The sequence below is a fragment of the Streptomyces sp. NPDC051738 genome, assembly GCF_044453205.1.
GTDB lineage: Bacteria > Actinomycetota > Actinomycetes > Streptomycetales > Streptomycetaceae > Streptomyces.
Genome location: NZ_JBITCM010000037.1, coordinates 36,692 through 51,090 on the forward strand (window position 1 = coordinate 36,692; position 14,399 = coordinate 51,090).

Annotated in this window: 8 protein-coding genes and 1 pseudogene; 3 read left to right on the forward strand and 6 right to left on the reverse strand. The window is 68.4% G+C overall.

Translation table 11 applies throughout. From position 1 onward, the window contains the following. Positions 1-680: 680 nt before the first annotated feature. Both ACIA8X_RS45300 and ACIA8X_RS45305 read left to right on the forward strand, forming a co-directional pair. Positions 681-2,027: a PHB depolymerase family esterase gene (locus ACIA8X_RS45300; RefSeq protein ID WP_399460716.1), complete on the forward strand. Its 1,347-nt coding sequence runs from the start codon at positions 681-683 to the stop codon at positions 2,025-2,027. A gap of 475 nt (positions 2,028-2,502) precedes the next feature. Further along, complete coding sequence (locus ACIA8X_RS45305) at positions 2,503-5,331, forward strand: glycoside hydrolase family 2 TIM barrel-domain containing protein (RefSeq protein ID WP_393462221.1); 2,829 nt, start codon at positions 2,503-2,505, stop codon at positions 5,329-5,331. Positions 5,332-5,843: 512 nt separating this feature from the next. Here the strand turns inward: ACIA8X_RS45305 and ACIA8X_RS45310 are convergent. The 6 genes from ACIA8X_RS45310 to ACIA8X_RS45335 all read right to left on the reverse strand — a co-directional run bounded on the left by ACIA8X_RS45310 (position 5,844) and on the right by ACIA8X_RS45335 (position 13,248). After that, entirely contained in the window at positions 5,844-6,950 is a 1,107-nt protein-coding gene (locus ACIA8X_RS45310; protein ID WP_393462219.1) for a ricin-type beta-trefoil lectin domain protein, read from the reverse strand. A gap of 29 nt (positions 6,951-6,979) precedes the next feature. Next, positions 6,980-7,159, reverse strand: a complete 180-nt coding sequence (locus ACIA8X_RS45315) for a hypothetical protein (RefSeq protein ID WP_393462257.1) — start codon at positions 7,157-7,159, stop codon at positions 6,980-6,982. Between the two features lie 54 nt (positions 7,160-7,213). Continuing rightward, positions 7,214-9,427 carry a WD40/YVTN/BNR-like repeat-containing protein gene (locus tag ACIA8X_RS45320; protein ID WP_393462217.1) on the reverse strand — a complete coding sequence of 738 codons (2,214 nt, stop codon included), beginning with the start codon at positions 9,425-9,427 and terminating at the stop codon, positions 7,214-7,216. Positions 9,428-9,595: 168 nt separating this feature from the next. Next, entirely contained in the window at positions 9,596-10,522 is a 927-nt protein-coding gene (locus ACIA8X_RS45325; RefSeq protein ID WP_393462215.1) for a carbohydrate ABC transporter permease, read from the reverse strand. Then, the gene (locus tag ACIA8X_RS45330) at positions 10,519-11,487 is read right to left on the reverse strand and encodes an ABC transporter permease (RefSeq protein WP_399460717.1); all 969 of its coding nucleotides are present in this window, start codon (positions 11,485-11,487) and stop codon (positions 10,519-10,521) included. The genes ACIA8X_RS45325 and ACIA8X_RS45330 overlap by 4 nt, the downstream gene beginning before the upstream one ends. Positions 11,488-11,571: 84 nt before the next feature. Continuing rightward, on the reverse strand, positions 11,572-13,248 hold the full coding sequence (locus ACIA8X_RS45335) for an extracellular solute-binding protein (protein WP_393462211.1): 1,677 nt from the start codon (positions 13,246-13,248) through the stop codon (positions 11,572-11,574). Positions 13,249-13,573: 325 nt separating this feature from the next. Here ACIA8X_RS45335 and ACIA8X_RS45340 point away from each other — a divergent pair. Further along, positions 13,574-13,920, forward strand: a pseudogene (locus ACIA8X_RS45340) (sugar hydrolase); the annotation flags it as partial. Between the last annotated feature and the right edge of the window lie 479 nt (positions 13,921-14,399).

Consider the following 14,399-nt stretch of genomic DNA (forward strand, 5'->3'; position numbering starts at 1 on the left):
AGGGTGAGACAGATAAACGCAGGGAGTACTGTCGAAGCGTTTGACCTGCGTCAAAGGCGAAGGCCGTCCTCCACCTTCTCGAAGAAGAACTCGTGCTTCAGGAAGGAGACGTCGTACTCGTGACCGGGCTGCGGGGGCAGCAGTTGGGAGGTTGCTACCGTCGGCGCCCATGATCACGCCTTCGCCTCAGCACCGGATGACGCCCCGCTCACGGGCTGCTGAGCACGGACGTGCTGAGCACGACTACGCGCGGATCACCGTCAGAGCCAGCGACACCGACGCAAGTTGAAGCTCCGGGCCTCGCGCCGCATGAAAAGCGCATGCTCGGCGTGAGGCGCTGCTCAGGCCGAGGCCCCGGGACGGGGCCTCGACCCAAGCGCCAAGCGCGTGTTCTGGATCGTCGACAACGGCCGGATCGGCTCACCGCAGCGTTCCCGAACACGGTCGTGGTCCACACCTGAAAAAGCGATCAAGGTCGGCCGGTAGCCCTCAGCGAGTGTCGAAGCGCTTCACTTCGTAACTCGAGTTAATGAGAATTCCCTGCTGAAACAGAGAAATGGAGGCGACGCGGCCTTGCTTCCTGCCAGGCATTGACACCACTCCCAGGACAGTGGCAGCGTCGAAGCGCTTCACCGCTCGGTCACCCCCCGGCCGCGCCGGATTCCAGAAAGGGCAGCGTCATGTCCCGGAAGTCCAGGAAGAGAAGCGTCACAGATGTACTGGTAGCCCTGCTGATGGCGGTCTCGCCGCTGATCGCGGCGCTCGTACTGACCGGCGCCTCGGCCACCACCGCGTCGGCCGCGTCACTGACCGAGGTGACCAACTTCGGCAGCAACCCCGGAAACCTGCGGATGTACGTCTACAGGCCCGACAGCGCTCCGGCACGTCCGGCGGTGGTGGTGGCAGTGCATTACTGCACCGGCACGGGGCCCACGTTCTACGCCAACACGGAGTTCGCCCGCCTGGCCGACCAGCACGGGTTCATCGTCGTCTACCCGGACGCGAACGTCAGCGGGCATTGCTTCGACGTCTCCTCGCCCCAGGCGCTCAAGCATGACGGGGGCAGTGACCCCACGAGCATCGCCCAGATGGTCCGGTACACCCTGCAGAACATGAACGCCGACCCCGGCCGGGTCTACGTCACCGGCGCCTCGTCCGGCGCGATGACGACCAATGTCCTGCTCGGCGACTACCCCGACCTGTTCAAGGCCGGCGCGGCGTTCATGGGTGTGCCGTTCGGCTGCTTCGCCACCACCAACGGCTCCGGCTGGAACAGCGACTGCGCCACCGGCAAGATCACCAAGACCCCGCAGGAGTGGGGCGACCTCGTCCGGGGCGCCTACCCGGGGTATACCGGCGCCCGGCCGCGGATGCAGCTGTGGCACGGTACCGAGGACGAAGCGCTGTACTACGCGAACTTCGGTGAAGAGATCAAGCAGTGGACCAATGTGCTCGGGGTGAGCCGGACTCCGGTCTTCACCGACTCCCCGCAGTCCAACTGGACCCGCACCCGCTACGGCTCCACCGGCGCGCAGGCACCGGTCGAGGCGAACAGCTTCCAGGGTGTCGGGCACTCCCTGCCCGAAAGCGGCATGGCGGCCCGGGCCATCACCTTCTTCGGACTCGACGGATCCGGCGGGACCACCACAGGTCCGGTCCGCGCCACCGGTTCGGACAAGTGCCTGGACGTGCCCGGCTTTTCGCAGACCAACGGCACCCAGACGCAGATCTGGGACTGCAACGGCGGCACCAACCAGACCTGGACCCGCACGTCGACCAAACAGCTCACCGTCTACGGCGGTGCGAAGTGCCTCGACGCGACCAGCACCGCGGCCGGCGCCAAAGTCGCGATATGGGACTGTAACGGCGGCACCAACCAGCAGTGGAACATCAACTCCAACGGCACCATCACCGGCGTCCAATCGGGCCTGTGCCTGGATGTGACCGGTGCCTCCACCGCCAGCGGCTCACTGGTCCAACTGTGGGACTGCAACGGGGGCAGCAACCAGCAGTGGGACCTCGGCTGACACCACCGCCCAGGGCTGAGAGGACTTCTCGAACGTATCGGTGTGTGTCCGCCGGTCACGTCGGCACAGCGGGGTCGATTGCGACAAGGCTCCCGCCTCCGACGCCGAGAAGCTTCGGGGCAGAACTGGGTGTGACGCCGAGTACACGTCGAAGGATGCCGAGAGGCACGGGTGGCCTCATGAGCGAGGGCCTCCGAGGGCTTCCGCAGTGATGGTATGGCCGTCGTCGGCCTCTCGGACCACGTCGCGCTCGGCTCGCTCAGGATCAGCCAGTAGACAGGGAGCGGCCCTGATCCATGGGCCACCTTGTGTTCGATTCATTCGACTCCTAATGTCGTCATCGCTCCTGCGGATGTGCCCTGATCTGCGGGGTTGCCGACGCAAGCGCTTCCCCGGCCGTATGCCGACCGGGCCCGTCGACTACGCGCACGTCCCCGCCGTTCCCTCCCGATGGTTTCTGAAGGCTGGAGATGTCATGCAGTTGTCACGCCGTGGTGTTCTGATCCTGGGCGCAGCCGGCGCGGCCCTTGCCGGAGGCCTTCCCGCGGGCTCGGCCCGGGCGGCCGAGGCCGGGACGGCCGACGGAACGGACGCTTCCTCGCGCACCGAGCGCCTGTATCTGTCCGGCGAGGACGCCGACCACCCGGTCGACTGGGACTTCCTGTGCACCAGCGGGCGGCGCAGCGGCAGTTGGGGCAGCATCCCGGTTCCGTCCAACTGGGAGTTCCACGGATACGGCACGTACAACTACGGGTGGAATCTGCGCCCGGAGGAGAAGGGCCGCTACCGGCACACCTTCACGCCGCCCGCCCACTGGAGTGACAGACGCGTCTTCCTCGTCTTCGAGGGGTCGATGACCGAGACCGAGGCGTGGATCAACGGCGAGCCGGCCGGGCCCGTCCACCGCGGTGGCTTCTACCGGTTCCGGCACGAGGTGACCGGAAAGCTGCGTCCGGGCCAGGACAACCTCCTGGAGGTGACGGTCAGCAAGGAGTCCACCGACGACTCCGTCAACCGGGCCGAACGCCTCGGCGACTACTGGAACTTCGGCGGCATCTACCGCCCCGTCCACCTGGAGGCGTTCCCGCTCCAGCACATCGAGCGCATCGCCGTCGACGCCCGCGCCGACGGCACGCTGCGGATCGACGCCCATCTGTCGGGTACCGGTTCCGCCGACCGTCTCGTCGCCCGGGTCACCGACCCCTCCGGGCACCCGGTCGGCGCCCCGTTCACCGCGGCCGTCGCTCCCGGCGACACGGCGGTGACCCTCAGGACCGCTGTCGACTCCCCCCGCCAGTGGACGGCGGAGACCCCGCACCTCTACCGCGTCGAGGTCGCGCTCCGCGCCGGCGACCGCCGCACCGTCCACCGCGTCGAGGAGAGATTCGGCTTCCGCACCGTCGAGGTGCGCCCCGGCGACGGCGTGTACGTCAACGGCGTCAAGATCCTCCTCAAAGGAGCCAACCGGCACACCATCTGGCCCACGTCCGGCCGGGCGACCAGCGCCCGCATCAGCCGCAAGGACATCCTCCTGATGCGGGAGATGAACATGAACGCGGTCCGGATGTCCCACTACCCGCCGGACCCGCACTTCCTCGACCTCGCCGACGAACTCGGGCTGTACGTGCTCGACGAACTGGCCGGCTGGCAGAAGTCCTACACCGAGGAGGCGGGCAGGCCCCTCGTCGCCTCGATGGTCACCCGCGATGTCAACCACCCGTCGATCCTGTTCTGGTGCAACGGCAACGAAGGCGGCTGGAACACCGCCCTCGACGACGACTACGCCCGCCACGACCCCCAGCAGCGCACCGTTCTGCACCCCTGGGCGAACTTCGGCGGCATCAACACCGACCACTACGAGACGTACGACAGCACACGCCGCATCCTCCAGGAACAGGGCGACGTCTTCATGCCCACCGAGTTCCTCCACGGCCTCTACGACGGCGGCGCCGGCGCGGGGCTCGACGACTACTGGAAGCTGATGGGCCGTGAACGGCTCTGCGCCGGAGGCTTCCTGTGGTCACTGATCGACGAGGGCATCGTGCGGGACGACCTCGGCGGCGCCATCGACGTGGCGGGCAACGCCGCACCCGACGGCATCCTCGGCCCCTTCCGCGAGAAGGAGGCCAGCTACTACACGATCAAGGACATCTGGTCTCCCGTACAACTCGCCGAGCCGGAGCGGTTCACCTCCGGCCTGCCGGACGACTTCGACGGACGGATCCACCTCACCAACCACTACGCCTTCACCAACACCCGCACCTGCCACTTCACCTGGCGGCTCCTGAACTTCCGCACCCCCTCGCAGCGGCGGGACGGCCACACGCTGCGCGCCCAAGGCACCGCCTCCGCTCCGGACATCGAACCCGGCGCGCAAGGAGTGCTGCGCCTGCCCCTGCCGTCCGGCTGGCGACGCTCCGACGCCATCGCGCTCACCGTCACCGATGCCGACGGCCGCGAGATCCGCCGCTGGACATGGACCATCACATCCGCCGCCGAACAGGCCCGACGGCTGGTACGGACGGGCCCGGGACCAGCCGTACGCGGCCGGCTCGCGGACGACAGGCTCACCCTCGCATCCCGCCACACCACGGTCACGCTCGACGCCACGACGGGCATGCTGGCCGGCGTCACCCACCGAGGGACGGACTTCGCGCTGTCCCGCGGCCCGCTGCCCACCACCGGAACGGCCGACCTCACCCGCCTGACGCACGGGCCCGACGGCAACGGCTACACGGTGCAGGCCGAGTACTCCGGCGTCCTGCGCCACGTCCGGTGGCATCTGCACCCCAGCGGCTGGCTGCAGTTGGACTACCGCTACCACCTCACCGGCGAGCACGACCTCTTCGGCATCGGCTTCGACCATCCCGAATCGCAGGTGACCGGCGTGACATGGCTCGGCCACGGACCCCACAGGGTGTGGAAGAACCGGCTGCGCGGCGTCGCGACGGACGTCTGGACGAAGCAGTACAACGACACCGCGACCGGTGCCGACGGCTGGGTGTACCCGGAGTTCAAGGGCTACCACGCGGCCGTCCGCTGGGCGTCCCTGCACACCACCGCCGGACGCATCACCATGGTCTCCGAGGACGAGAACCTCTACCTTCGCCTCTCCACCCCCCGGTTCGGCCCCGACCCCCGCCACACCGCGCCGCCCTTCCCGAAGGGCGACCTCTCCTTCCTCGACGCCATCCCGGCCATCGGCACCAAGTTCGACCCGCCGGCCGCCCTCGGCCCCAGCGGCGCCCCCACCACGGCGACGGGCGACTACGCCCGAACCCTGCACTTCTCGTTCTCCCAATAGCGCCTCCACCCCCTCGCCGACGCCGCACCATGCGGCCGACCCCCTGCCGACCGGCGCTTCCCACAGGTGCTCGACCCCACCTTCCCGAGGCGGCGCCTGCTCCCACGACCGTGACGGCCAGTGCCGATATGAGCCTGGTCCGCCGAGGAGGAGCCCGGCGCACTGGTCTTCCTCTGCGAGAGGGTGCCCTTTCGGCGCCGGTCCTACGAGCAGGCATCCCTCAGCACTCCGACACCCACAGGCCGCAAGCAGCGGTCTCATGGCCCGTTGTGGTGCGCGCCCTCCGCCCCCGGGTCAGACTCCTCGAAACGCCGTCGTTCGCGACGGACGCGGCGACCCGGGACGAACGCCAGTCGATTCATGGCGAGTTGGTGGACGCCGACCAGGCAGAGTTCGACCAGGTTGTTGTTCCGCTCAACACCGACCGCAGCCGGTGCCGTCCCCACCGCGACCCGGCACCGGTGTCCTCCCGGGATCTGGGCCCGGAGAGGGCTCAGATCCCGGCTCGGGGTTCATCCGGCGGTCAGAGTGGTCCACTTCTGGTTGGAGCCGCCGTTGCAGTCCCACAGCACGAGCTGCGTGCCGTCGGCCGTGGAGGAGCCCGGAACATCGAGGCAGCGGCCGGAGGCGGGGTTGCGGTAGCCGCCGTTGTAGGGCTGCCAGACCTGGTTGGCGCCGCCGTGGCAGGCCCAGAGCTGCACCTTGGTGCCGTTGGCGGTGGCCCCGCCGGCGGCGTCGAGGCACTTGCCCAGGGAGCGCAGGGTGCCGCCGGTGTATGCGGACCAGTACTGGTTGGCACCGTCGCCGCAGCTCCACGTCTGGACGGCGGTGCCGTCGGCGGTGCCGGCACCGTTGACGTCCATGCACTTGCCGGCGATGCCGGACTGCACGCGGGCGGGCGCGGGGGCGGGGTTCTTCAGCCACCCGGCGCTGTCCGCGGACTGGACACCACGGTGGAAGGCGTCGGCCATCTTCTGGTAGCCCGAGTCGTTGGGATGCAGGGGGTCGGCCAGGTCGGCCGTGGTCAGACTGCTCATATCGACGAACGCGACGCGTTTGCCCGCGGCCTGCGCGTCGCTGACGATTTGCCGGGTGGCCTGGTTGTACGTGCCCCGGAACCGCTCCTCCGAGCTGCTGGTGGACACGACCAGGGAGGCGACGAGGACGGTGGCGTCGGGGACGTCGGCGGTGATCTGGTTGACCAGCGACCTCAGCCGGGCGATGGCGCTGTCGACCTCGGAGGCTCCTTGGAGGTCGTTGGTGCCGATGTGCAGCGTCACCACGTTGGGCCGGTAGCGGGTCAGTGAGGCGTCGGCGAGCGCGGCGATCTGGTCTATGCGGTACCCGGAGTGGCCTTCGTTGTCCGGATCGGACATCGAACCGTTCCGCACCGTGCCCACGAAGTCCAGCGGATGGCCGTCCGCCGCCAGCCGGTTCCACAACGGCCCCCGGTAGCCGTTGCCCGTACTGCTTCCTACGCCCCAGGTTATCGAGTCGCCCAGCGGCATGACCCGCAAAGGCGTGTCGGAGGCGGCGGAGGCAGGGGCCACACCTGCCGCTGTCCCCCCGAACGCGGTGGCGACAAGCGTGATCAGGGGTAGAATCCAAGACTTTCTCATGCAGTTTCCTCTGTTCTGTGAGTGATTGCTCAATCAGCGGGGCTGATCGCCGCCCGGCCGGACCAGGGTGTGATGCGTGACGACGCCCCTCTCGGCATCCGGCTCTCCGAACACGTGCAGCCGGCCCATCCAGGGCGGGGCGATTGAGGTGGGGTGGCGAGGACCACGCCGATGCCGCCTGCCTGCATCAGCTCCGGGAGCCTGCCCAGCCAGCCGAACTCCCGTGCGCCTGGGTGAGGTTCGAGCTTCGCCCAGGTCGGGTATCAGGCGGGCTCCCCGTACTGCACTCCGCGTCCGTTGGTGGAGACGTAGACCCGGCCGTACACGCGCGGGTCACCGGTGATGGCGGCTCCGGTCCAGCCCCACTGGTGCTGGTCGTCGTTGATCCGCGTCCAGGTCTTCGCCTCGTCGTCGGAGCGGTAGACGGCGTTGAAGCTGTCGACGGCACCGACCATGTAGATCGCCGGGTAGGAAGCGCCCCTGGCGGCCTTGCCGAAGCCCAGGGTGTGTGTGGCGTGGCAGCTGCTGACCTTGGCGAAGGTCGCGCCTGCGTCGGTCGAGCGGTAGAGGCCGTTCCCCTTGAGGCTGAGCCACAGGTCGCCGGTGCGGCCCGGAGCAGCCGTCAGCTGGAACTCGCTGTCGCCCGTGCTCAGGCCGGTGGCCCGCGCGGTGAAGGTCCGGCCACTGTCGGTGCTGGCGAACACCATGCCGGTCGTGGTGTCGAAGGCGTAGAAGCGGGTCGGGTCGACGGGATCCGCGATCGGGGCGGCACCCGTCGGGAAGGAGGCGACCTCGGACCAGGTGGCGCCGTTGTCGGCCGAGCGGTATCCGGGGTTGGTCGTGCCGAAGGACCACAGCAGCACGCTGCCGTCGGCGCTGGTGGCGATCGGCCCCGGCGCGTCCTTGGCGACGGCGGGCTGCGCCCCGAAGGGGGCCCAGGTCCTGCCGCCGTCGTTCGAGTAGGCGCCGTTGCCGTTGTCGCCCCAGCCCGCCCGGACCACGTACGACGGCTTGGCCGCGGCCAGCGACAGGCCGGTGGAGGTGCCGAACACCGGGTTCGACGCCATGCCGCGCGACGGCGACGCCGTGAGCCGCTCGTGGTACATCACACCGATGTCCCCGGACCCGCTGAGCAGGTGCGCCTCACCGGTCGGCGGCGAGACCAGCTGGCGGATGGACGCCTCCTCCAGGCCGCGGATCTGCGGGGCCCAGTGCTTGAGGTCGCGGGTACCGTAGATGGTCGCGCCGGTGCCGTAGACGACGTGCTCCGAGTCGTACGGGTCGAGGGCGAGGGCCTGGATCCACCAGCCGAACTTGGGCTTGTTCCCGCCCCACTTGAGGTAGGGGGTCTCGGAGACGTCGAGGACAGCCCTGTCCTTCAGGGACGTCCAGGTGCGGCCGCCGTTCGTGGAGCGGAAGACGGTGTCGATCTCGGCCCACCGGTTGTTCGTGGAAACAACGAGCGTGCCGGGGCGGCGGGCGTCGACTGCGACTCCGCCGTAGCCGAAGGCGTCGGTCGACCCGTCCGTCGCGGTTCCGCCCGGCTTCACCGGGGTGACCTCGGTCCACTTGCCGTTGACGGTACGCAGTTTGTGGACGCTGCCGTCGGACTGGCCGTTGGGGCCGGGCGCGTTGGCATACGTCACGTACAGCTCTCGCGTGTGCCTGTCGTAGGCGGCGCGGATCGGCACCTTGGCCGCGGTGCCGGTGGGCTGCCCGGGGACGGCCTCCCAGGTCGTGCCGTCGGAGGTGCGGTACAGGTTGGGCTTGCCGGCGGTGCCGTCGGAGTCGCCCCAGCCGGCGTGGACGGTACGGCCGACGGCGACGAGGAGCGTGATGCCCTGGCCGGTGGCGCTGGGGGCGGCCGGGAAGCTCATGGCCTGCCAACTGGCGCCCCGGTCTGTCGACTTCAGCAGCCCGTCATGCCGGGTACCCAGCCACAAGGTGTCACTGTCCCGCGGATCGACGAGCAGCCGCTCCCCCGCGCCCCGCCCGTCCTCGTTGGCCCCGAGCTTGACGCTGAGATCGGTACGGGACCAGGTGGCGCCGCGGTCCTCGGAGCGCAGGACGGCTCCGTTGCCGGCCCAGGACTGGGTGTACGCGCCGAGGGCGAGATAGAGGCGGTCGGGGTGGGCCGGGTCGACGGCCATGGCCTCGACGCCGAGGAGGTTCCAGTCGTCCCAGCCGAGGTGATCTGTCAGCGGGATCCAGCGGTCGGTACGGTCGTCCCAGCGGTAGGCGCCGCCGATGTCCGTGCGGGCGTAGGCGAGGCCGCGACAGGACGGGTGGAAGAGGATGCCGGAGACGAATCCCGTGCCTCCCTGGACGACGGTGCGCCAGCGGTAGGCGGGGGCGGCGGTCTCGGCGCCGCTACCGGCGGCTTGCGCACGTCCCTGCAGGACCGGCAGGGTGGCGACCGCGGCGGTGGCAGCGGTCCCGGCGAGTACACCTCTTCTGCTGAGGTGGAATGCGTGCATGACTTTCCTCTTTCTTACGCCGGACAAAGGGGAAGGTGACGCGTGACGCCCTCAGGGGCGCGGGGCGGTATCGCTGTGCAGCATCGCCGCGTGGGCACGACCAGCCACACCAACGCGAAGCCACGGACAGGCGACCGACGGCTCTACGGGCGGGCCGGGGCAAGGGCGTCAGCCCTTGATCGCGCCGGTGAGCATGCCCTTCTTGAAGTGCCGCTGGACGAAGGGGGAGGCGACCGCGACGGGGATCAGTGCGAGGACCATGACCGCCATCTGCAGTCCCAAGGAGGAGAGTTGGCCGGTTCGGACCGCCTGCTGAAGGCCGGTGGGGGCCTCGGTGTTCTTCTGGACCAGTTGGATGAGCACGTTCTGCAGCGGCATCATCTGCTGGTCGGTGAGGTAGATGGAGGCGTTGAACCAGGCGCTCCAGTAGCCGACCGCGTAGAACAGGGAGATGACGGCCAGTACCGCGCGGGACAGCGGCATGATGATGGTCAGCAGGATGCGCAGGTCACCGGCCCCGTCGATGCGGGCGGACTCGGTGAGCTCGGGGGAGATCCCCATGAAGAAGGCCCGCAGGACGAGGATGTTGAAGACGCTGACCGCGCTCGGCAGGATCAGCGACAGGTAGGTGTCGGTGAGGCCCAGTGACTGCACCAGAAGGTACGTCGGGATGAGCCCGGCCCCGAAGAACATGGTCGCCATCATGGTCATCAGGAAGAACCGGTGGCCCAGACTGCCCGGCCGGGACAGGCCGTAGGCCGCCAGCACCGACACCGTCATCGAGAACAGCGTGCCGAAGAGCGTGACGCCGACCGAGACCATGATGGCCCGGCTGACCTGGCCGCCGCTGAGGAGTTCGGTGTAGTTGACGAAGGTGATGCCCTGGGGGATCACGACGAGGCCGCCGACCCGGTCGATCACGGGCTTCGGGGAGAGGCTGGTGACGATCACGATCCACAGCGGACCGAGCACCCCCAGGCAGCAGAGCACGAGGAAGCCGGTCTTGGCGGTGAGTCCGGCCTTGCTCGGGGGCTCCTCCCACACAGGGCGGGCGGGCGCCTTCAGGCTGCGGATGAGCTGCGTGTTGAGGCTCATTTCTTGTACACCCCCTGCTCGCCGAGCAGGTGCGCGAACTTGTTCGCGCCCAGGACGAGACACACTCCGATGGCTCCCTTGACGAGGCCGACCGCGGCCGCGTAGCTGAAGTCGCCGTTCTGGATGCCCATGTTCCACACGTAGGTGTCGAGGACTTCGCTGGCTCCCGCGCCGACCGCGTCCCGCTGGAGCAGGAACTGCTCGAAGCCGACGCTCAGCGCGTCGCCCACCCGCAGGACCAGCAGCAGCGCGATCACCGGGCGCAGCGCGGGCAGCGTGACGTGCCACATGCGGCGCCAGCGTCCGGCGCCGTCCATGGCCGCGGCCTCGTACAGGTCGGTGCTGACGGCGGACAGAGCGGCGAGGAAGACGATGATCCCCCAGCCGGCGTCCTTCCACACGGCCTGCCCGATGACCAGAAACTTGAAGAGGTCCGCGTCGGTCATCAGGTCGAAGCCGCTCCACCCGTGGTCCTCGAGGGTCTGGGCGATGATGCCCGCGCCGCCGAGGATCTGCTGGAACACGGTGACCACGAGGACCCACGAGAAGAAGTGCGGCAGATACATGATCGCCTGCGCCACGGCCCGCACGCGGGGCCTGATCACGCTGTTGATGAGCAACGCGAGGGCGATGGGGATCGGGAAGAAGAACACCAGTTGGAGCACGAACAGGACGATGGTGTTCCTCGTGGCGCTCCAGAACAGCGGGTCGTCGAGCATCCGCGAGAACTGCTCCACGCCCACCCAGGGGCTGTGGAAGATCGCCGTGATGCCGTTGCCGGCGGCGTACGGGTCGTAGTCCTGGAAGGCGACGACGTTGCCGAGCAGCGGCACGTAGTTGAAGAGAAGGAGCAGGAGGATGACGGGCAGTGTCATCAGGATGAACGCGCGGTCGCGGCGCCACCGGACCCGCAAGGGAACCTTGGCCGCCTTGCCGGCCCTGCCCGGCACCCGGTCCTTCGCCACCGCGGTGGCGAAGGACGCCGTCGGTCCCTCGACGGCCGCGGGGGGGACGGGCCCCGTCGGGCCTGCTTCCGGCCGTGAGGGACATCAGTTGCCACTGCCGTTCTTGTCGAGGAGCTGCTTGTACCAGTCGCGCAGCTTGTCGCCGCCGGAGGACTTCCAGGTGGAGATGGCCGCCTGCACGTCCGACAGCTTGCGGTTGCCTCGTACGTAGTCGATCTCCAGCTGCTCGAACTGGCTGGAGAGGGTGGCGTAGCGGGGCGGCTCGACGATTTTCATGCCGTAGGTGGCCGTCTTCTTCACGAAGGCACCCTGCCGCTGCTGCCACTCGACCTGCTTGCGGGCGATCTCGGGGAAGTCGGGGTGGGCGGTGTAGGGAGCCGGGGCCGCCAGCAGCACCCAGGCATTGTTCACCTCCTGGATACCCCGATCGTTCTTGACCGGGACACCGTTCTTGACCGTGTAGTGGGTGCCCTCGACGCCGTAGTCGACGAACATCCGCTCCCTGGTGCCATAGGGTGCTGCCGCGAAGTTGGCGGCGGCCAGTGCGTTCTCGATCGTCTCCTTCGAGGCGCCCTTGCGGATCATCGACCAGATGCCGGCGGGCTGCGTCGCGTACAGCGTCGGGTTGCCGCCGTCGGCGGCGAAGAAGTCCATCCCCTCGATCTGGAAGTCCGGGTTGGACTGGGCCTGTTCGGTGGTCTTGCCGTACCAGGCGGACATGTCGCCGTTGAAGACCAGGATCTGCCCGGCGGTGAACCGCTGGCTCGGGTCGCCCGTGTTTGCCTTGTCGTCGGGATGGACCACGCCCGCGGCGAACAGCTTGCGGACCCACTCCAGATGTTCGAGGTACTCAGGATGCTCGATGCGGTAGGTCAGCTTGCCGTCGTCCCCAATGTTCCAGCCGAGCGGCCCGGCGGGCTGGACACCGAAGAAGCCTGCCGCCGACCACCTCATGTCGCCACAGGCCCACACCTTGGCCTTGGCACTGGTGGCCTCCTTGGCCCAGCTGAGGAACTCGTCGGCCGACTTGGGTACGGTGTAGCCCTTCTTGTCGAAGACGTCCTTGCGGTAGAAGGGCACGATGCCGGGCGTGGAGGCGGCGGGCATCGGGATGCCGCGCAGTGCGCCGCCGAAGATGCTCATGCGCCAGGCGTCGGAAGGGATCGCGGCCAGGTTCGGGTACTTCTTGACCTTGTCGCCCGCCAGGTAGGGGCCGAGGTCCATGAACTTCGCGGTGACCGCGTTCGGGATCTTGCCAACCAGTTCCCAGTCGGGCACGACCACCATGTCGGGTATGGAGCTGGAGGCGAGGACGGCACCGAGCTTCTCACCGTAGGTGTTGCCGTCCTGGTTATGCCAGGTGATCTTGGTGCCCGCTTCCGCGTCGAGTGCCTTGTAGTACGCGCAATCGGGCTTCGGCGGAGTGCCCCAGAGCGGGGACATGATCTTGAGGGGAGCGCCGGTGCCGAGCTTGTCCGGCACCGAGGAGGCGAAGGCCGCGAGGTCGACCTTGCTGATGTAGCCGGCCGACGAGCCGTTCTTCGACGGAAGGTCCGGCTTGGCGATCGTGCTGGCGACGTACGTCGGGAGCAGCTTGTCGGCGGCATTGCCCGAGGTGGTGCCCTCGCGCGACCCGCTGTCCGACTCACCGCAAGCGGTGAGCAGCGGCATCCCACCGGCCACGGCGGCGGCGACCGCCGTGGAGGCGAGGAAGCTTCTCCGGCTCGGTCCTGAGGATATGGAGGCGACGTTCGGCGTCATTGCGTCAACCCTTCATGGCGCACCCGGACACCCGGCGGTGGGCCGTCGGCTGCGGTGGCGTGGCTTTGAACCAGTTGAGCTGAAAGCGGACATCCCATCGCTGTCGACGTATACGCAGTCGAAGCGCTTCGATGTTGCTGCGAGGTTAAGTGAACGCCCATGGGCGCACAAGGGTCGCTTCAAAGATTCCTCCGAGGCACTAGAGGGGGTTCTCCATGTTCTCTGGCTTGATGAACCGTGTCGATCTCTTGACGCTCTCCTAGTGCCCTGGCACGCATCGAAGCGCTTCGAAAGCACTCTCCGATCTACCTCGGGGGAATCCCACGTGTCTGCACACACGGCGCACACACCGCCGCCGTTCCGCGCTCAAGGCTGGCTTTCTCGAAGCGCATCGACGACCTTCTGTCGCGGCTCACTTTCGACGAAAAGATGGGATGCCTGCATCAGTTCACGCCCGCCGTCGAGCGCCTGAGCATCGCGGCCTTCCACTACGGCCAGGAGGCCCTGCATCGCGTCGCCTGGATGGGCCAGGCCACCGTTCTGGCCCAGGCGGTCGACCTCGGTGCGACCTGGAACACCGATCTCGTACGGTGGGCCGGCGAGGCCGTCTCCACGGAGATCCGCGCGATGCGCGCCCGCGACGACCGGGTGGGCCTGAACCTCAGGTCCCCGAAGACACGCTCGGTCGATCTCTTCGTGGGTGACGGTCCGGTACTGGCAGTGCTCACGCTCTTGCCGGGTACGGCCGAGCCCCACGGCTGTCGGCGAGGCCGGCCAGTTCGAGGCGGACCGTCACCGTCGCGCCGCCCGCCGTGCGCAGGTTGAGGGCGGGTGCTCCCCACCTTGGTCATGTTGTCGGCCGCCAGCGGTGCGAACGCCTTCAAGCGCAGGCAGCGGGGGTGTTCCGTCAGCCGGGCATTCGACGTCTCCGCCTCGACGGTGATGAAGCAGGTGCCGCTGTTCGAGAAGAAGAACACGGCCCCTCCCAACGCCGTCTGCGCGCTAGACGCGTTCGTCTCCATCTCGTTCCCCGCCACGAACGCCAACTACAAGATTCTCACTGAACCTCTTTCATCCTGGGGTCTGAGGAGTGAAACAGGTTGGTCAGCGTGGTGGTGACGTGGCGAAGCCCCTCGTCGTTGGTGTGGTGA